Here is a 17,381-nt window from a genome sequence, read left to right as displayed (position 1 = left end):
CAGGCACTCACGGGGGTAATTTCGAGCAAATCTATGATAGCAGACGGGTTTTGTAAAGCTTGGGTTAACGAGGATGCATTTCTGCCGATCTCTGCTGACAGTCTGTGTCGTCAACGCCATAATAGCCGCCGGTTGGCCGATGGCCGAATAATATGGATGAGAGAAGCAGCATGAAAAAGATATTGGGGATCGCCCTGGCCCTGCTGATGGCCGGGTGTGCCAGCGACAACAATGGTGGTGAGCAGTACCGCTATAACCCGCCGGTTGCCAAGGCGACCAACAACACCCAGGAGATGCAGATCCCGGTGGATCTGGTGTGGGCGCGCGCCGAGAAGTGGTTTGCCGATCACGGTCTCAACATCGAGAACAGCCAGCGTGGATCGGGTCTGATGACGGCCAACGTCGAAAACTCCGCCGATGGTCTGGAGTGGCTGGATTGCGGCACCATGGGTTCCAAAGTGGCGCTGGGCAACCCCAATCTGCAGATCAATCTGATCATCACCCAGAGCGGCAACAACAGCGTGGCGACCGTCAACGTCAAGGGCAATACCCAGCTCTACTTCGTTGAGTCGTCCGGCGAGCGTGTTGCGGCCCCCTCCATCACGCCTGTCTGTGTCTCCCAGGGGCGCCTGGAACAGAGTCTGTTTGCCACTCTGGGCAACTGACCCGCCTCTGTCAGCCGCCTGCTTGTATGGTGGCCAGCATCAAACACCCCCTTGCTTGCAGCGGGGTGTTTGTTTTTGGGCTGTCAGCATGCCCTGAATAGAGGGTATATGCCGCCGTCAGCGCATTTCAGGTTCTGACACCCGGGTGCCCCTGTGTTGCCGCCAGACATAAAGAAAAACGCCCCCGGCAGGGGCCGGGGGCGTTCGGAGCGTCAGCACGACTGGCTGGCGACTAGAGGGCGCTGTCACCGTGAAAGAGAGCCTGCTCGCCGGATTTGAGCACATAGCCTTTCCAGGGGAAGAGCTGGTAAGCACCTCCCTGCCAGGACCAGTTGCCCTCATCCCCTTGTCGGGTCAGCAAGGTCTGCTCACCGTTTGGCAGGGTCAATTCGGCCTTGCTCTGATCGGCATTGAACAGCACGAAGGCGCTGCCGGTCTCATCCGATTTGAGGGATTGCAGTCTCACCGCCTGTTCAAACAGGCGGACGCACTGGTTGGTCAGCGCTGACCATTGATAACCGGCGCTGGCACGACAGCCGTGGATATCCTGATCATTGCCGACCATATGCTGGGTCGGGGTACTGCAAGCCGCCAGCAGCAGGGAGGCGGCCATCAGAGTCAGAGTGCGCATGCTTACTCCTGCTTGTCTTCGAGATTGTCCCGTTCGATGACGATGTTGGAGAAACCCAGCTCCTTGAAGTAGTTCTCCTGGTAATCCTTCACGCTCTTTTTGTCGCGGCGGCAGACTTGGGCCAGCTGGGCCTCCATGGCGTGGAAGCTGGAGAGATCCAGCCCTTCGGCGGCGGCAATGGCATCGTAGATGCTGCGAAACTTGTCGTTCGCATAGCCGAGCTCTTTGGTCTGCTTTTTGTAGGTGTAGGTAATCTTAAACGCCATCTGGCCCTTCCTTCTTCAATTTGGCTTGCTTGCGCTGGACATAGAGGTAGAGGCTTTCGACCTTCTCCCGTGCCCAGGGGGTCTTGCGCAAGAACTTCAAGCTGGACTTGATACTGGGGTCGTCGGTGAAGCAGCGGATGTTTATCTGCTGTCCGAGCTCTGCCCAGCCATAGTGCTCGACCAGGGCGGTGACGATCGCCTCCAGGGTCAGCCCGTGTAGCGGGTTTTTTGCTTGCGAGGAGCCTGGCTGGTCACTCATGCGTCGGCCGCCAGCTTGGCAAAGGGTTGACCCATGCGAGTGGTGACGCCATTGGCCAGATGGGGCTCAAAACCGGCAAGCATGCCAGGGCCAAACAGGCAGACCACGGTACTACCGAGCTTGAACAGGCCCATCTCGGCCCCTTTTTGCAGTGTGATGGCTTCATCACCGCTGTAATCCCAACGCACCACTTCTTTCTGCTTGGTCGGCGCTATATTGCCGGCCCAGATGGTTTCGATACTGGCGACGATAGTGGCGCCGACCAGCACCAACGCCATGGGGCCATGGGGAGTGCGGAAGGTGGCGACCACACGTTCGTTGCGAGCGAACAGGTTGGGCACATTCTCGGCGGTGAGCGGGTTGACGGAGAAGAGATCCCCCGGCACGAACACCATGCTTTCCAGCACGCCGTCCAGCGGCATATGGATGCGGTGGTAATCCTTGGGCGCCAGATAGATGGTGGCAAAGTCCCCATCCTTGAATGGCGCCACCAGATCCTCGAAGCCACCCAGCAGCTCGCGGGCGCTGTAGTCGTGGCCCTTGGCCTGGATGATGCGGCCCTGATGAATGGGGCCGAGTTGGCTGACGGTGCCGTCCACCGGCAGGGCCAGGGTCATGGCATCCTCGACCAGCGGACGGATCCCCGGCTTGAGCTCGCGGGTGAAGAAGGCGTTGAAGCTCGTGTAGTGGGCTGGATCTTCGTGCAGCGCTTCGCTCATGTCGACGCCGTACTGTTTGATAAAGGCCTCTATCACCCGTGTGGTGAGGTTGCCCGCTTCTGCGGCAGCCAGCTTGCCCACCAGACGGGAGAGGGCGTGCTTGGGCAAACAGTATTGACCGGCAATTTTCAGGTTGTCAGTGATGCTCATGATCTTGATCTGGTCTTTATGGAAAGAGGGTTGAATAGGTCACGTCCGGGCTTGTTGCCGACCGTGGCGGGCTTCCTGCATGGTTTCCAGGATGCGGTGATAGTTGTGGAAGCGATCGGCACTGATGTCACCACGGTCGACCGCCGCACGCAGGGCGCAGCCTGGGTCGTCCTTGTGGGTGCAGTCGCGGAATCGGCAACCACCCAGGTAGTCACGAAACTCGATGAAGCACCAGGTGATGCGATCGGCTTCCAGATGCCAGAGTGCGAACTCGCGGATCCCGGGGGAGTCGATGAGATCGCCGCCGCTCGGGAAGTGATAGAGTCGCGCTGTGGTAGTGGTGTGCGTACCTAGCCCCGAGTTTTCGGAGATCTCGCCGGTCAGCACATCCAGCCCCGGCATCAGAGCGTTAGTGAGCGACGATTTGCCCACCCCGGACTGGCCGACGAAGATGCTGATCTTGCCTTCGAACTGGGCCTTGAGCTCATCGAGGCCTTCGCCGCTCTCACAGCTGACCAGGATCACCTGATAGCCCAGCTTGCGATAGGGGTCGAGTTGTCGTTCGACACGGATGCGGGCAGCCTCATCGAGCATGTCGACTTTGTTCAGCACTATGAGTGGCTGTATCTCCACATCCTCGGCGGCGACCAGATAGCGGTCGACAATGTTGGTGGAGAACTCGGGCATCACCGCCGAGACGATGATGATCTGGTCGATGTTGGCGGCGATGGGTTTGACCCCGTCGTAGAAATCCGGCCGGGTCAACACTGAGTGGCGCGGATGCACCGCTTCGATGACACCTGCGGTCGCGGTATTGAGGCCGGGCCGCCAGACCACCTTGTCGCCACACACCAGGCTGCTGATGCTGCGACGCAGGTTGCTGCGGTGGATGGTGCCGTCAGTCGCTTCTACGTCAGCATGCTGACCGAAACGGCTGATCACCACTCCTTCAATGGCCGGGCCAAACAGGGTGTCATCCACGACAGTGGTGTGATCTTTTTGCAACCGCCGCTCGCGGTTGGCCTGGACGCGGCTTTGTTGACCCAGATTGAGTTTTGCTTTCTTTGCCACTCGATTCGCCAGTTTATGAACAGATTCAAAGCCAGTATGATACATGCAAATTGGCAAAATTCCGCCATTCCTCCCAATAGAGAGAATAATCATGACAGTCAGCGCGCAGAACCTGGTATGGATCGACATGGAGATGACGGGTCTGGACCCCGAAGAGAACGTGGTACTGGAGATCGCCACCATAGTCACCGACAAGGATCTGAACGTGCTGGCAGAAGGGCCTGTCATCGCCATCCACCAAAGCGATGAAGAGCTGGCCAAGATGGACGACTGGAACGTCAACACCCATACCAGGAGCGGACTGGTGGCCCGGGTCAAGGAGAGTCAGTACGACGAAACTAGGGCCGTGGCCGAGACCCTCGATTTCATTCGCCAGTGGGTACCGGAGCGCACCAGCCCGCTGTGCGGCAACAGCATAGGCCAGGATCGCCGCTTCATGGTCAAGCACATGAGCGAGCTGGAAGCCTTCTTCCATTACCGCAACGTTGACGTCAGCACCATCAAGGAGCTGGTACGCCGCTGGCAGCCCGAGCTGCTGGATCAGTTCACCAAGAGTGGCTCCCACATGGCGCTGGACGATATTCGTGAATCCATCGCCGAGTTGCGCTTCTATCGTAGTCACGTCTTCAAGATCTGATTGCCTGGCATGGGGTTGCCATCGATTGGTTGCTAAAATCGACAGTTCGGCCAGCTTTTGAGCGAACACGCGCAACCAGACGAAAAAGCCCTTGCAATTGGAAAGACTGCTCTTATAATTCGGCTCCCGTGCAGTAGCGCAAGCAACCAAATGCTGCACGATTTGTTTTGATGCCATTTTATGGTGTGTGCGGGAATAGCTCAGTTGGTAGAGCACGACCTTGCCAAGGTCGGGGTCGCGAGTTCGAGTCTCGTTTCCCGCTCCAAAATGTGATGATGAAACTGGTTCAATCCAGCCCGATGCGGGAATAGCTCAGTTGGTAGAGCACGACCTTGCCAAGGTCGGGGTCGCGAGTTCGAGTCTCGTTTCCCGCTCCAATCATCTTCACAGACCAGATAATGACAACGCTGTTGCGGGAATAGCTCAGTTGGTAGAGCACGACCTTGCCAAGGTCGGGGTCGCGAGTTCGAGTCTCGTTTCCCGCTCCAAAATGTGATGATGAAACTGGTTCAATCCAGCCCGATGCGGGAATAGCTCAGTTGGTAGAGCACGACCTTGCCAAGGTCGGGGTCGCGAGTTCGAGTCTCGTTTCCCGCTCCAATACATTTGCAATGTGACATCCTGTTGCGGGAATAGCTCAGTTGGTAGAGCACGACCTTGCCAAGGTCGGGGTCGCGAGTTCGAGTCTCGTTTCCCGCTCCAATTTCTCTTCAAATACCCTCTCTGTACGTCATCGAGTACTGAACCAATCGCAGTTGGTAGAGCATCATCCATGCCAGCCAAGGCTGGGGTCGTGTATTCGAGTCTCGTTATCCGCTCCAATTTCTCTTCGTAGTACCAGCATTCCTTTTAATCCTTCAAAAATGACTTCCGTATCGCGCTGTGATGCGTTTGTATTCCTGCTTTTCAGCTCTACCCCTCCGTTTGCCAAGCTCGCTTAGCCTGATAGCAAGACGCTGCCCTGGTCCGGGGTGAGCTGATACCCAGTGGTCGTGATGGCCTGATGGGTGAGGGGCGACAAGAGGGAAATGGCGGGCAAGCGCAGTCACAACCCGGAGAGGGTCTGGTCACAAGCGGGCGATGAACAATAGTGGCGTGGTAAACGGCAGGCAAAAAAATAGGAGGAGCAGGTCTCCTCCTACAGGCTCACTGGCGTGGCTTAGAGCAGAGTAACGTTCTCAGCCTGAGGACCTTTTTGGCCCTGAGTCACAGTGAACTGGACTTTTTGACCTTCAGCCAGGGTCTTGAAACCTGTGCTCTGGATGGAGGAGAAGTGAACGAAAACGTCCGGTCCCTGGGATTGCTCGATGAAGCCAAAACCCTTGGTTTCGTTAAACCATTTTACTTGGCCGGTGCGAATGTCAGACATGTGGTAAGTCCTATCTATAACGAAATGAAACTAAGCCTTGTTGGGCAGCATTTGCCTAGGAATCAGGGGTTGAAGCATGACTGACCACGTCAATTTGTCCCAGTAGCATGTAGAACAATCCCTGTCTAAAGCACAAACGATTGTACGTGAGAGCAGATCCTTGTCAATTTTGCGCTTTTCATTTTTTGAGCAAGCTAAAAATATTGTGAAGTCAGCGGCTTATTTCACGGTGCTGGATCAAAAAGCGGGAGGCTCATGGCCTCCCGTTTTGTCACTCCTTGAGGGCGAACCCTTGGCCCTGCCGGTCATACCGATAGATGGCCTGACCGTAGGAGCGGATCTCCACCCGCTGGATGCGGCGGTTGTCATCCACCAGAATGAACACCGACTTGCCCGATTGCAGCCGGGTCAAAGGGCGGTCCGGCCCTTCGATGGCAATCAGGCGACTGAGCTCGGCGCCTGGCAGCTCGAACTTGCGCCAGATGGAGTAGAGGGTTTCACCGGCTTGCACATCGTGCTGTAGCCAGCTGCCATCTACTTTCTCTTCGACCGGTTTGGCGGCCGAGGTGCCATTGCCAGTAGTCAGCGCTTCGGCTGGCACGGCCAGCGGCACGGCGAGCGAACCGGACGGGGCGGTTGTCGGCATGGCAGGCGCAGGTTCCCAAGCCAGCAACAGCAGCCAGATGGGCACCAGCACCAGCAGGCCTATGGTGTGTTTGCGGGGCAGCGGGTTGGCCAGCTTGAATTTGCCTGCGCTGGCCTCCTGGCCGCGTTGGCCAAGGCCACGCATCCCTTGGCCGATGCGCTGGCGCAGGGTAGCGGCATTGATACGATGGAGCAGGGATCCTTGTGATTCGTCTTGTCGACGCTGCTGGGCTCGTCTGTTATGGCCACGTGGGCGACGGTCCGGGGTGGGCACGGCATTTACCTCTCACTACATTGCCTGCCATCAGGCAAATTCGTTGCCTATGGTAAACGGACTCGCCCCCGAGGGGGAGAGTCCGAGAGAGGAAAATTGTCAGCTGAGACGAAATTGTCCCAGTAATTGCTGCAAACGCTCGGCTGCCTGACGCAATGCCTGGCTGGCTTTGGCCGTTTCGGTCGCATCCTGAGCGATGTCGTTGGCCAGTGCGTTGGTTTTTGACAGATTGCCGGACACCGTCTCGGAGACGGAGCTCTGCTCCTCGGCGGCGGAGGCGATCTGATAGGTCATGTCGTTGATGGTAGAGATGGCCTGATAGATGCTGGCGAGCGCCTCTTCCGCCAGATCCGCCTCGCCCACCGCCTGATGGGTCAGCTGCTGGCTTTGATTGATGGCGCTGACCGCATTGGCCGAGCTGAGACGGATCTTCTCGAGCAGCTCCTGGGTGTTCTGCACCGCCTGCTGGGTGTTGCCCGCCAGCTTGCGCACCTCGTCGGCCACCACCGCAAAACCTCGGCCCTGTTCGCCTGCCCGTGCTGCCTCTATAGCGGCATTGAGCGCGAGCAGGTTGGTCTGATCGGCAATGCCCTGGATCACAGTGAGTATGTTGGTGATCTGCTCGCTGTCGTGAGCCAACCCCTCGACCACTTCGGCGCCTTTGCCTGCTTCGGCCGCCACCTTGTGCATTGACTGGATCACCTGCTGGAAGCGTACCTTGCCCTGATCCGCCGCGCTCTGGGCCTGCTTGGCCGAGTCGGCGGTGTTGTTGGCGTGGGTGGCCACTTCCTGGCTGACATAGGACATCTCCTGTACCGCAGTCAGCATCTGCTCCATCTCCGCCTGGTGATGCTGCAAGTTGGTGTCGGTCTGGCCTGCGATGCGGTCGGTATCACCGGCGTGGCGATTCACTTCGCTGGCGGTTTTCAGCACATCCCCCAGCAGCACCTGCAACTTGTCGATGAAGCGGTTGATGCCCTTGGCGAGATCCCCCAGCTCGTCGACGGAGCGGGTGGTGAGGCGCTTGGTGAGATCCCCCTCGCCATCGGCGATATCGTCCACCAGGCTGACCATCTGGCGGATGGGGCCCGTGATACTGCGCGCTATCATCAGCATGGTGGCCAGTGCCAGCACCAGTACGACAAGGGCACCCACCAGTTGCTGGGTCATGGCAGCCCGACTCATGTCGCTTAGCTGACTTTCCAGCTGATCGGCGCCCGCCAGTACCACCTTGTAGGGCAGGGTGACTATGATGGCCCAGTTGCGGCTCATGCCTGGTACCATGATGGGCACTGAGATACGAAACGATTCGTCCAGCTCCTGACGCTGCACTTCCGGTTTCAGATATTGCTGCCACTGGTTGCCGAGCAGCTTGTCGGCCCGGCTGCCAAGCAGGCTGGCGTCACCGCTGGTGCCCGTGATGACGCCGGCGGCGCTGACGATCAGGGTCTCGCCCTTGCCGTCATAGATGTTGCTGTTGAGGGACTGGGCCTGACGGCTGATGGAGTCCACAGCCAGATCCAGCGCGGCGATCCCCTTGAACTTGCCTGCCACCATGATGGGGGTGGTGATGGTGCTCACCAGCACCTGCTGGCCGTTGATATCCACCTTGAAGGGGTCGATGAGGCAGGAGCGCCCCTCCCGTTTCGGGCAGGAGTAGTAGTCGTTGGCCGGGTTGCCGAATTCATCCGGATCGGTCTTTTCGATGGAAAGCAGCAGGTCTGTGCCTATCTGGTCCTTGTCACGATAGAAGTAGGGCACGAAGCGGCCCTGACTGTCGCTGCCCAGCGTGCTTTGACCGGCGAAGGTGGCATCCTGGCCGTCGAAGCCGTTCGGCTCGAAGCCGGCGAAGGCGCCATATAATTGTGGTTCGAGCGCGAGCTGCGCCTTGAGTAGATCCGTGGCCTGCTGGCGATCCAGCGGCAGCAGGCCCTCTTGTTGCAAGGCGAGGGCACTGGCCATCTGCTGGGTATAGGAGAGCCCCTTTTGCAGCAACTGTGTGATGGTGGCGGCCTCGGCCCGTGCGTTGGCACTCACCTTTTGCCAGGCTTCTTGCTGCAGGGCGGCGCGACTGGAGCTGATGGTCAGCTGTTGGGTCTGTTGACCGGAATACTGGTTGAGCAGGATCAGTATGACCAGGGCTGCGGTCATGGCGATCCCGGCCATTACCAGAATTCGATTCTGGATAGAACGGAACTGCATCGTCTCTTCCTTGTGTCGTGAGAAGTAGTGTGAGAGTTGTTTGGATATCGGCCGGAGGAGGCAGCTCTCCAACACTCCCCATAGCAAATCGGAAATGCCGCTTCGGTTTTGCGATCCCCCTCAAATATCAGGCTGCAGGCGGCCGGGCAGCAAATTTAACCCCCTACTTTAGCCCGCAACGGCCTCATGGTTTTCCCATCCGGGATTCTGAGTGCTAAAATGCGACGGTTTTTTCTAACGAATTGGCCCAAGGCCCTCTACACAAGGCTTAAAGATGAAAGTCAAAACCCGTTTTGCTCCCAGCCCGACCGGCTTTTTGCATGTCGGCGGTGCCCGTACCGCACTCTATTCCTGGTTGTTTGCAAAGAGCCAGGGCGGTGAGTTCGTGCTGCGTATTGAGGATACCGACCTGGAACGTTCCACTCAGGAGGCGATCGACGCCATCATTGAGGGCATGGAATGGCTGGAGCTGAACTGGGATGAGGGCCCCTACTACCAGACCAAGCGTTTCGACCGCTACAACGGCATCATCGACGAGATGCTGACCGATGGCCGTGCCTACAAGTGCTACTGCTCCCGTGAGCGCCTGGACGCGCTGCGCGAAGGCCAGATGGCCAGCGGCGAGAAGCCCCGCTATGACGGCAAGTGCCGGGATAGCGCCCACGATCACCCGGCAGATGCGCCGCACGTTATTCGCTTCCGCAACCCGACCGAAGGTTCAGTCGTATTCGATGACCACGTCCGTGGCCGCATCGAGTTCGCCAATACCGAGCTCGACGATCTCATCATCCGCCGCACCGATGGCGCGCCGACCTACAACTTCTGCGTGGTGGTCGATGACTGGGACATGGAGATCACCCACGTGGTGCGTGGTGAAGACCACATCAACAACACCCCGCGCCAGATCAACATCTATAAGGCGTTGAACGCGCCCGTGCCGGAGTTTGCCCACGTCTCCATGATCCTGGGTGACGACGGTGCCAAGCTCTCCAAGCGCCACGGCGCCGTCTCCGTGATGCAGTACCGCGACGACGGCTACCTGCCGGAAGCGCTGCTGAACTATCTGGTGCGTCTGGGCTGGTCCCACGGCGATCAGGAGATCTTCACCCTGGATGAGATGATCAAGCTGTTCAGCCTGGATGCCATCTCCAAGTCCGCCTCCGCATTCAACACCGACAAGCTGTTGTGGCTGAACAACCACTACATGCGCAGCCTGGACCCGGCCTATGTGGCCAAGCATCTGGCCTGGCACATGGAAAACCAGAAGATTGACACCAGCAAGGGCCCATCACTGCCAGAAGTTGTTACTCTGCTGGCCGAGCGCTGCAATACCCTGGTGGAGATGGCCGCCCAGAGCCGCTATCTGTTTGAAGATTTTGAGGCGATCGACGAAGCGGCTGCCAAGAAGCACCTGCGCGGCGTGGCTGCCGAGCCGCTGGCGCTGGCCAAGGCCAAGCTGACCGCTCTGGACACCTGGACCACCGAAGCGCTGCACGAGCTGATTGAAGCCACTGCCGCCGAGCTGGGTCAGGGCATGGGCAAGGTCGGCATGCCGCTGCGCGTGGCCGTGACCGGTCTGGGTCAGTCCCCTGGTATCGACGCCGTGATGGCGCTGGTGGGTAAAGAGCGCGTGCTGGCTCGCATCGATCGCGCGTTGGCGTATATCGAAGCGCGCATGGCCGCCGAGTAAGTCGCCTGCTGCCGCGACTGGTGGCAGCCGGATAAATTGCCTTCCGCTGACAATAAAGGGCTCCCGCAAGGGAGCCTTTGTTTTTCGCGGTTAACCAGATTTGTGACATAAAACAGCGAGATAGCGGCAAGGTTGCCGGTAAAAACAGCTAACTGCTTGAATTTTGACTAAACGCTCCAGCCGGTGTTATTTTTGGGTTGACAGCAAAGCGGTTGATGCCTATCATGCGCCTCCGTTGCCGGAGATAACTTCGTCAGCGCCGAGGTGAGTTGGGGTTATAGCTCAGCTGGGAGAGCGCTTGCATGGCATGCAAGAGGTCCGCGGTTCGATCCCGCGTAGCTCCACCAAATTCTCCTCGAACAATCTGGAATCAAAGGGGTTATAGCTCAGCTGGGAGAGCGCTTGCATGGCATGCAAGAGGTCCGCGGTTCGATCCCGCGTAGCTCCACCACTATTTGCGACAGATGGCCGCCAGAACCATTTGTTGAGTACGAAATTCGGGGTTATAGCTCAGCTGGGAGAGCGCTTGCATGGCATGCAAGAGGTCCGCGGTTCGATCCCGCGTAGCTCCACCACTATTTACGACAGATGGCCGCCAGAACCATTTGTTGAGTACAAAATTCGGGGTTATAGCTCAGCTGGGAGAGCGCTTGCATGGCATGCAAGAGGTCCGCGGTTCGATCCCGCGTAGCTCCACCAAATTCTTGTGACAAGAAGCCAAAAGGCCACCGTTATCGCGGTGGCCTTTTTGTTTTGGCTCATTTTGTGTCCGGCCGTCTCCTGCCCGTAAAAAAGCCCGCATCGCAGCGGGCTTTTGGCATGATGGCGAAGTCGTATCAGTTGCGGCGACGACGCCAGGCCAGGGGCAGCAGGGCCAGCAACAGGGCGCTCATGGCACCACCACCGCCGTTGCTCTCTTCCTTCAGCTTGAGGTCGACGATGATGGGGTCATGATCGGAGGCGCTGAACGGATTGTCGGACTTGATCATGTCACCGGTGAAGCCACGGCCATATTCGAACAGGCTGCTCTCGAACGAATTGATGTGCCAGTCGGCGACCGCGACTACCTTGCTGGCCAGTGCCGGGTTGGCGAGGGCATAGTCCAGGGTACCGAGTTCGGCCTCGTAGCTGTAGGAGATCGCCTTCTCCTTGTTGAACCTGACATTCATATCGATCAGGCCATAGCTCTTGCTCACTTCGCTGCCGGTCTGCTCATAGACTTGCTCGCCGAGGAAGGTCCGGGAGGCGGAGACTATCTTGCGCTGACCTTCGGTCGGCACATAGTCGGTCAGCACCCGGATCGCATCTTCCCTGGCGTAGGAGTTGAGGTCACCCACCAACATGACCATACCCGGCAGCGTGTTCACCGCTTCGCCCAGTACCTTGGCGGCACTGACCCGGAACTCGGTACACTTGCCCTGCAGATCGGCCGGCTCCTTGCCGTCCAGGTTCTCCAGGCAGCCGGATCCCTTGGATTTGAGGTGGTTGACCACCAGGGTCAGCGGCTCCTTGCTGCCCTCGACGGTGAAGCTCTGCACCAGGGAGTCACGCTGGGAGGCCTGTTTCTCGACTCCTTTCGCATCCTGGTATTTCTGTACCGGCAGCGTAATGACGCTGGCATCCCCCTGCGGCGTCAGCTTGGCGGGTCGGTAGATCATGGCCACCATGATGGCGTCGCCGCCGAAGAAGCGCTCGTCGCCAAGCCGCGCCTTGGGCAGGGCCACGAAGGCGTACTGTTTGTCGGCTTCCTTCTGTTGGGCGTTGAGGCTTTGCACCAGATCACTGATGGCGGAGTGGCTGTCAAAGCCGTTGTTCTCCATCTCCATCAGGCCGAGCAGATCGGCATCCATCTCCGTGATGGCGTTGACTATCTTGGCACGCTGTTTCTGGAAGTCCTCCAGGTTTTTGGCGCCGCGGTTGCAGCCCTTGGCGCTGTCCGCATCCGCCTGATCCTTGCACAGCACATTGAGGGCCCCCCCCACGCTGGAGTGGCTGGTAAAGTAGTTGAGCACGTTGAAGCTGCCGATACGCAAGTTGGTGCCATCGGCACGGGCCGGTGCGCTTTGGCGATCGTTATCGCTGGTGCGCAGCAGATCGCCGGCGGTGATCACCTGATCCTGCGGCACTATCAACCGGTATTCGTTGTAGCTGTAGCCCACCAGCGCATCCAGATTGACCGGGGCATCGCCGATGCGCAGATAACCCTGCTCCGGATCCCAGCCCGGCAGCCAGGGCAGTTTGCCATCGGCGGCCTTGAAGTCAGACTCGAGGAATACCCGGTTGCGGGCATTGGCCCTGGCCAGCGCCTTGGCTTCCTTGCTGTCGGCGGCATGCAGCTGGGTCGGCTTCATCAGCGGTGCCTGGTGTGACAGCACCAGATTGTTGCGTTTGGCGGCGTAGTCATAGCTGAAGTTGCGGCTTACCTTGAGTGTGCTGTCGGCATCGAGGCGTACCCGCATCCCTTCGTGACGCTCCAGCGCCCTGGCCAGGGTCTCGTTTTCCAGTACCCGCAGCGGCACGGCGGCAGGCACAGAGCCCTGAGCGAGAACCTGCAGACGCGGGGCGCCGCTGTCAACGACCGGCTTGAGCTGGGTGTGGTTGTAGTACTCCTCGACCTTGGCCTCCAGACAGACTTCGGCACCCGGCTTGATGTCCGGGTACTTGCTGGCGAAGTTTTTGTCGTTGAGGTAGACGAAGATGCCATCCGACGTCTGGGGATTGTCATCCCCTTGCAGATCCTGCAGGTAGAAACCCTTGTTGAGACTCTCACCAAGTGCCGTGACCACCGCCTTGACCGTGACGCTCTGGGCGCTTTCGAACTTGCCATCGGGGATGAGGGGACTCTTGCCACCAATGCCCTGAATGACGGGGATGGGGGTGAGGGCACTGTCAGCCGGGCAGCTGAAGCTGGCGGCATGGACGGACGGGGACGCGAGCGCAAGCCCCACGGCCAGCGACAGCAGGGCACGTGTTCCTTTCATAACGGTTCCTTTTTTATTTTTTGCCAGTGTTTCCATAGCCTTGGCACCTTGACCAAGGGCGCGCATTGTCACATTTCTGGCACGTCATACCAGTGAGCCAACGCACATTACCGGGATGCAAATGAGGGCAGTGCTGGTTTTTTTGACCTGACTAACGTTATGAAATTAATGACAAAATCATTAATTCACTGTTCTCGGGAAAGTGTGATCTGGCTTGCATCCACATATTTTTCTTCGAGAATGAAGATTGAGACTCTGCTGGTTGATTCCTATACTCGGCTTGTTCCTCACGGAACCCAGGTAAAGGGCAAACCGGTCGAAATGCCGGGACGCAATGCCTCCGGTCTCCAGATCAGTCGATCCAGATAGCGGGGCTTCCCAGGGTGAAGGTGGTGTTTGTGGCACGTCCATTGCCAGTTGTCTGCTCCCATCACGCCGGTTGCGCTTGTTCTTTGCCCTGGTGACCAATGCCAAGACAAAACAAGGAAGATAACAATATGCAACAGACCTTAAGGCCCAGCAGGCTTGCCATGCTGGTGGCCCTGGCTGCCATGCCCGCTTGGGCACAAGCCGCTTATCCCGCCTATCAGGCCGGCACCGCTTACAAGGCTGGTGATGTGGTCAGCAACGCAGGCGCTCTCTACGAATGCAAAGAATTTCCCTACTCCGGCTGGTGCGGGGCATCCCCCTATCACTATGCCCCCGGTGTGGGTGCTGTCTGGGCCGATGCCTGGAAGCTGTTCAACGACGGCGGCACGACTCCGGGCCTTGGGCTGGCAATCAGTTCGCCCGCTCTTGGTAGCGCTTTCAACGAAGGTGTACCCGTGGCCCTTGCGGTCACCCTGAGTGGCAACAGCAGCGCCCTGGTCAAGGTCGAGTATCTGATCGATGGTCAGCCGGTGGCGGTGAGCAGCGGGGCCCCCTGGTCGGCCAGCTGGGTCGCTACCGGTGTCGGCCCCCATCAACTCAAATCTCGTGGGTTGGACAAGGATGGCGCCGTGCTGAGCGAGGCGGATGCCAGCTTCAGCGTCAACGCCGTGGTCGCGCCAGAGGCGCCCAGGGTGAGTATCAGCAGCCCGGCCAGCGGTGCCAAGGTGACCCTGGGGCGCAGCGTGGCGGTCAGTGGCAATGTCACCGATGCCAACAATGACGTGGCCAGGGTCGAACTCTACGTGGATGGCAAGAAGGTGGGCGAAGATACCAGCGCCCCCTGGCAGGTGAGCTGGACGCCCCAGAGCAAGGGGGCTGCCGCCCTCAAGCTGGTGGCGACCGACAAGGAAAATCTGGTGGGCGAGTCTGCCCAGGTCGATGTGCAGGTGGAAGAGGCGGCGCTGCCGCCCACCGGTGGCAATCTCTCTTGTGACATTCGCCAGATCTATCGCCCGGACGGTTACGAGTGCATGGGGGATGACCACGCCCGCCGGGTGATCGGTTACTTCACCTCCTGGCGCACTGGCAAGAATGGCCTGCCCGCCTACCTGGTGAACGACATCCCCTGGGACAAGCTCACCCACATCAACTACGCCTTCGCGGCTGTGGATGAGCAGAGTCACCAGATCAAGGTGGATGATGCAGCCACCAAGCTGACCTGGGACGGGGTGCCGGGCGCCGAGATGGATCCCGAATTCGCCTATCAGGGCCACTTCAACCTGATCTCCAAGTACAAGAAGCAGTATCCGGACGTGAAGACCCTTATCTCGGTCGGGGGCTGGGCCGATACCCGCGGCTTCTATACTGCCACTACCAAGGGCGACTGCTCGGTCAACACAGCCGGCATCAACGCCTTTGCCGATTCGGCGGTGAGTTTCATCCGCCAGTACGGTTTCGATGGGGTGGATGTGGACTACGAGTACCCCACCTCCATGAAGGATGCAGGCAACCCCAACGACTTCCCGCTCTCCAACCAGTGCCGTGCCAAGCTGTTTGCCAACTACGAGGTGCTGATGAAGACACTGCGGGCGCGGCTCGACAATGCCGGTACCGAGGATGGTCGCAAGTACATGCTGACCATAGCCTCACCGGCGTCAGCCTACCTGCTGCGAGGCATGGAGAACTTCCAGGTCACCCAGTATCTGGATTACGTCAACCTGATGACCTATGACTTCCACGGTGCCTGGAACCACTTTGTCGGTCACAACGCGGCCCTGTTCGACAACAATGCCGATCCCGAACTCTCCCACTGGGGCGTATACAATCAGGCCCAGTTTGGCGGTATCGGTTACCTCAACGCCGCCTGGTCTGCCCACTACTTCCGTGGCGCCCTGGCGGCCGGCAAGATCAACGTGGGTGTGCCCTATTACACTCGCGGCTGGCAGGGGGTGAGCGGTGGTAGTCACGGTCTGGGTGGCAAGGCGGCCCTGCCGAGCCAGAACGAGTGTCAGCCGGGCACCGGTGGCAGTACGATTCCGTGCGGCAATGGTGTGGTCGGCATCGACAACATCTGGCATGATCTGGACAAGAACGGCAAGGAGATCGGCGGTGGCGCCGTGCCCATGTGGCATGCCAAGAACCTGGAGAACGCGGCCAGCCTGGGCATCACAACGTTACCAAGTTACGGCACTGCCTGGGGTCTGGATCCCAACAACCCGGCCCACGTGATGCAGGGCAAGTACGTCCGTTACTACGATGACAAGGCGCAGGCGCCCTGGCTCTGGAACGATGAGAAGAAGGTGTTCCTCTCCACCGAAGATGAAGAGTCCATGGGTCACAAGCTGGACTACATCATCAAGCGCGGGTTGGGTGGCGTCATGTTCTGGGAGATGGCGGGCGACTACGCCTTCGATCCGGCCAAGAACGAGTACGGCATGGGCAGCACTCTGACTACGCTTGCCTACGAGAAGTTTGCCAAGGCAACTCCCTACAACAACAAGCAGAATGATCTGGCCGCGCCGAGTGCCCAGCTCGACATCCAGGTCAGCCTCTCCGGCTTCAAGGAAGGGGACTCCAACTACCCGATCAACCCGAAACTCAAGCTGGTCAACAAGTCGACCCAGACCATTCCGGGCGGCGCTCGCATCGAGTTTCTGATGCCGACGTCCACCTCTGACACCATCACGGATCAGAGTGGCATGGGGCTGAAAGTGGTCGAGAGCGGTGGCAACGACAACTCGGAGGGCATTGCCAACGAGAAGGACTTCCACAAGGTCGCCATGAACCTGCCGAGCTGGCAGACCCTGGCGCCGGGCGCTGAAGTTGAAGTCGCCATGACCTACTACCTGCCCGCCGCCGGCGTGCCGAGCGGCATGCGTATCATCAGCGGCAGCCAGACTATAGGCCTCAAGGCCGAGTTCCCGACCCTGCCAGAGGCCGTACTGGGCTCGGGCGGTGGTGAGAACCCGGGCGGCGCCACCTGTAGCAGCCAGAACGTCAATCCGGCGGCCTACAAGGCCTACCCGACCTGGCCGCAAGGGGATCACGCAGGTGGTGGCGATCGCATCACCCATAACAAGGTGGTGTGGCAGGCGAATTGGTGGATCAGCAGCGAGCCCAAGGCAACAGATGGCAGCTGGAAGCTGGTATGCAGTTACTGATGGTGCAACGGAGCGGGCGCAGCCGACACCCTCACCGATGAGGTAATGCCCGTATCCATGAATGACCCAATCCGGAGCCCAGGCTCCGGATTTTTTATGACGGCATATATAAAGAGGAGGTCGCAGGCATAAAAAAGACCGCTCCGGGGAGCGGCCAATTGCCACCAAGGCAAGCGGTGGGGCGAACCCCTTGTGGTATGAAACGGGGGCGGGGAGGGCGCCCGCACCCGTTTCGCGTCATTGAGCCTTGACCTCGACCCGGGAGTGAATGGCCGGGGCCAGTGCGCTCGGG

13 protein-coding genes, 9 tRNA genes and 1 riboswitch are annotated in these 17,381 nt (G+C 59.1%); of the genes, 13 read left to right on the top strand and 9 right to left on the bottom strand.

Annotation, left to right across the window (positions count from 1 at the left end):
• Nucleotides 1–170: 170 nt before the first annotated feature.
• Nucleotides 171–665, top strand: a complete 495-nt coding sequence (locus AXW79_RS06645) for a substrate-binding domain-containing protein (protein WP_005317941.1) — start codon at nucleotides 171–173, stop codon at nucleotides 663–665.
• A 232-nt stretch (nucleotides 666–897) separates the two neighbouring features.
• On the opposite strand, the gene AXW79_RS06640 is transcribed toward AXW79_RS06645, so the two are convergent.
• The 5 genes from AXW79_RS06640 to rsgA are packed head-to-tail and all read right to left on the bottom strand — an operon-like array spanning nucleotide 898 to nucleotide 3,761.
• Nucleotides 898–1,296: a hypothetical protein gene (locus tag AXW79_RS06640; RefSeq protein WP_005317936.1), complete on the bottom strand. Its 399-nt coding sequence runs from the start codon at nucleotides 1,294–1,296 to the stop codon at nucleotides 898–900.
• Between the two features lie 2 nt (nucleotides 1,297–1,298).
• Nucleotides 1,299–1,562, bottom strand: coding sequence for a DUF2960 domain-containing protein (locus AXW79_RS06635; protein WP_005317932.1), 264 nt, complete (start codon nucleotides 1,560–1,562; stop codon nucleotides 1,299–1,301).
• Nucleotides 1,552–1,821 (bottom strand): VF530 family protein, encoded by a 270-nt coding sequence (locus AXW79_RS06630; protein WP_005317929.1) that lies wholly within the window; start codon nucleotides 1,819–1,821, stop codon nucleotides 1,552–1,554. Before AXW79_RS06630 ends, AXW79_RS06635 begins: the two co-directional genes overlap by 11 nt.
• On the bottom strand, nucleotides 1,818–2,690 hold the full coding sequence (gene asd, locus AXW79_RS06625) for an archaetidylserine decarboxylase (protein WP_005317927.1): 873 nt from the start codon (nucleotides 2,688–2,690) through the stop codon (nucleotides 1,818–1,820). The genes AXW79_RS06630 and asd overlap by 4 nt, the downstream gene beginning before the upstream one ends.
• 39 nt (nucleotides 2,691–2,729) lie before the next feature.
• On the bottom strand, nucleotides 2,730–3,761 hold the full coding sequence (gene rsgA, locus AXW79_RS06620; RefSeq protein WP_011898397.1) for a small ribosomal subunit biogenesis GTPase RsgA: 1,032 nt from the start codon (nucleotides 3,759–3,761) through the stop codon (nucleotides 2,730–2,732).
• Nucleotides 3,762–3,852: 91 nt separating this feature from the next.
• Here rsgA and orn point away from each other — a divergent pair, with 91 nt between their 5' ends.
• The 6 genes from orn to AXW79_RS06590 all read left to right on the top strand — a co-directional run bounded on the left by orn (nucleotide 3,853) and on the right by AXW79_RS06590 (nucleotide 5,100).
• Nucleotides 3,853–4,398 carry an oligoribonuclease gene (orn, locus tag AXW79_RS06615; protein WP_005317921.1) on the top strand — a complete coding sequence of 182 codons (546 nt, stop codon included), beginning with the start codon at nucleotides 3,853–3,855 and terminating at the stop codon, nucleotides 4,396–4,398.
• A gap of 189 nt (nucleotides 4,399–4,587) precedes the next feature.
• Nucleotides 4,588–4,663: transfer RNA gene (locus AXW79_RS06610), tRNA-Gly, on the top strand.
• Between the two features lie 36 nt (nucleotides 4,664–4,699).
• Nucleotides 4,700–4,775, top strand: a tRNA-Gly gene (locus tag AXW79_RS06605).
• Between the two features lie 35 nt (nucleotides 4,776–4,810).
• A tRNA-Gly gene (locus AXW79_RS06600) sits at nucleotides 4,811–4,886 on the top strand.
• 36 nt (nucleotides 4,887–4,922) lie between these two features.
• Nucleotides 4,923–4,998: transfer RNA gene (locus AXW79_RS06595), tRNA-Gly, on the top strand.
• Nucleotides 4,999–5,024: 26 nt separating this feature from the next.
• A tRNA-Gly gene (locus AXW79_RS06590) sits at nucleotides 5,025–5,100 on the top strand.
• Nucleotides 5,101–5,557: 457 nt separating this feature from the next.
• Here AXW79_RS06590 and AXW79_RS06585 read toward each other — a convergent pair.
• The 3 genes from AXW79_RS06585 to AXW79_RS06575 form a co-directional block, all read right to left on the bottom strand.
• Nucleotides 5,558–5,767: a cold-shock protein gene (locus AXW79_RS06585; RefSeq protein ID WP_005317918.1), complete on the bottom strand. Its 210-nt coding sequence runs from the start codon at nucleotides 5,765–5,767 to the stop codon at nucleotides 5,558–5,560.
• A gap of 271 nt (nucleotides 5,768–6,038) precedes the next feature.
• Nucleotides 6,039–6,686 (bottom strand): LysM-like peptidoglycan-binding domain-containing protein, encoded by a 648-nt coding sequence (locus AXW79_RS06580; RefSeq protein WP_005317915.1) that lies wholly within the window; start codon nucleotides 6,684–6,686, stop codon nucleotides 6,039–6,041.
• 99 nt (nucleotides 6,687–6,785) lie between these two features.
• A complete protein-coding gene (locus tag AXW79_RS06575) occupies nucleotides 6,786–8,888 on the bottom strand; it encodes a methyl-accepting chemotaxis protein (protein WP_005317912.1) in 2,103 nt (700 codons plus the stop codon).
• Between the two features lie 274 nt (nucleotides 8,889–9,162).
• Here AXW79_RS06575 and gltX point away from each other — a divergent pair, with 274 nt between their 5' ends.
• The 5 genes from gltX to AXW79_RS06550 all read left to right on the top strand — a co-directional run bounded on the left by gltX (nucleotide 9,163) and on the right by AXW79_RS06550 (nucleotide 11,277).
• Nucleotides 9,163–10,578, top strand: coding sequence for a glutamate--tRNA ligase (gene gltX / locus AXW79_RS06570; RefSeq protein WP_005317909.1), 1,416 nt, complete (start codon nucleotides 9,163–9,165; stop codon nucleotides 10,576–10,578).
• A 271-nt stretch (nucleotides 10,579–10,849) separates the two neighbouring features.
• Nucleotides 10,850–10,925, top strand: a tRNA-Ala gene (locus tag AXW79_RS06565).
• 28 nt (nucleotides 10,926–10,953) lie between these two features.
• Nucleotides 10,954–11,029 (top strand) — tRNA-Ala (locus AXW79_RS06560).
• Nucleotides 11,030–11,077: 48 nt separating this feature from the next.
• Nucleotides 11,078–11,153, top strand: a tRNA-Ala gene (locus AXW79_RS06555).
• 48 nt (nucleotides 11,154–11,201) lie between these two features.
• Nucleotides 11,202–11,277, top strand: a tRNA-Ala gene (locus tag AXW79_RS06550).
• Between the two features lie 137 nt (nucleotides 11,278–11,414).
• Here AXW79_RS06550 and AXW79_RS06545 read toward each other — a convergent pair.
• The gene (locus AXW79_RS06545; RefSeq protein WP_043143893.1) at nucleotides 11,415–13,559 is read right to left on the bottom strand and encodes an ExeM/NucH family extracellular endonuclease; all 2,145 of its coding nucleotides are present in this window, start codon (nucleotides 13,557–13,559) and stop codon (nucleotides 11,415–11,417) included.
• Between the two features lie 296 nt (nucleotides 13,560–13,855).
• A riboswitch (cyclic di-GMP riboswitch) is annotated at nucleotides 13,856–13,941 on the top strand.
• A gap of 148 nt (nucleotides 13,942–14,089) precedes the next feature.
• On the opposite strand from AXW79_RS06545, the gene AXW79_RS06540 reads away from it, so the two are divergent.
• Nucleotides 14,090–17,089: a glycosyl hydrolase family 18 protein gene (locus tag AXW79_RS06540; protein WP_005317906.1), complete on the top strand. Its 3,000-nt coding sequence runs from the start codon at nucleotides 14,090–14,092 to the stop codon at nucleotides 17,087–17,089.
• The last annotated feature ends 292 nt before the right edge of the window (nucleotides 17,090–17,381 follow it).

The sequence above is a fragment of the Aeromonas salmonicida subsp. salmonicida genome (assembly GCF_001643305.1).
In the GTDB taxonomy this organism is placed as follows: Bacteria; Pseudomonadota; Gammaproteobacteria; order Enterobacterales; family Aeromonadaceae; genus Aeromonas; species Aeromonas salmonicida.
This window is presented reverse-complemented; position numbering and strand designations above follow the sequence as displayed.

Coding starts and splice junctions, on each gene's coding strand:
- AXW79_RS06645 (WP_005317941.1), top strand. CDS start 171: ATGAAAAAGATATTGGGGATCGCCCTGGCCCTGCTGATGGCCGGGTGT.
- AXW79_RS06630 (WP_005317929.1), bottom strand. CDS start 1,821: ATGAGTGACCAGCCAGGCTCCTCGCAAGCAAAAAACCCGCTACACGGG.
- orn (WP_005317921.1), top strand. CDS start 3,853: ATGACAGTCAGCGCGCAGAACCTGGTATGGATCGACATGGAGATGACG.
- AXW79_RS06585 (WP_005317918.1), bottom strand. CDS start 5,767: ATGTCTGACATTCGCACCGGCCAAGTAAAATGGTTTAACGAAACCAAG.
- AXW79_RS06640 (WP_005317936.1), bottom strand. CDS start 1,296: ATGCGCACTCTGACTCTGATGGCCGCCTCCCTGCTGCTGGCGGCTTGC.
- AXW79_RS06635 (WP_005317932.1), bottom strand. CDS start 1,562: ATGGCGTTTAAGATTACCTACACCTACAAAAAGCAGACCAAAGAGCTC.
- AXW79_RS06575 (WP_005317912.1), bottom strand. CDS start 8,888: ATGCAGTTCCGTTCTATCCAGAATCGAATTCTGGTAATGGCCGGGATC.
- AXW79_RS06540 (WP_005317906.1), top strand. CDS start 14,090: ATGCTGGTGGCCCTGGCTGCCATGCCCGCTTGGGCACAAGCCGCTTAT.
- AXW79_RS06545 (WP_043143893.1), bottom strand. CDS start 13,559: ATGAAAGGAACACGTGCCCTGCTGTCGCTGGCCGTGGGGCTTGCGCTC.
- gltX (WP_005317909.1), top strand. CDS start 9,163: ATGAAAGTCAAAACCCGTTTTGCTCCCAGCCCGACCGGCTTTTTGCAT.
- asd (WP_005317927.1), bottom strand. CDS start 2,690: ATGAGCATCACTGACAACCTGAAAATTGCCGGTCAATACTGTTTGCCC.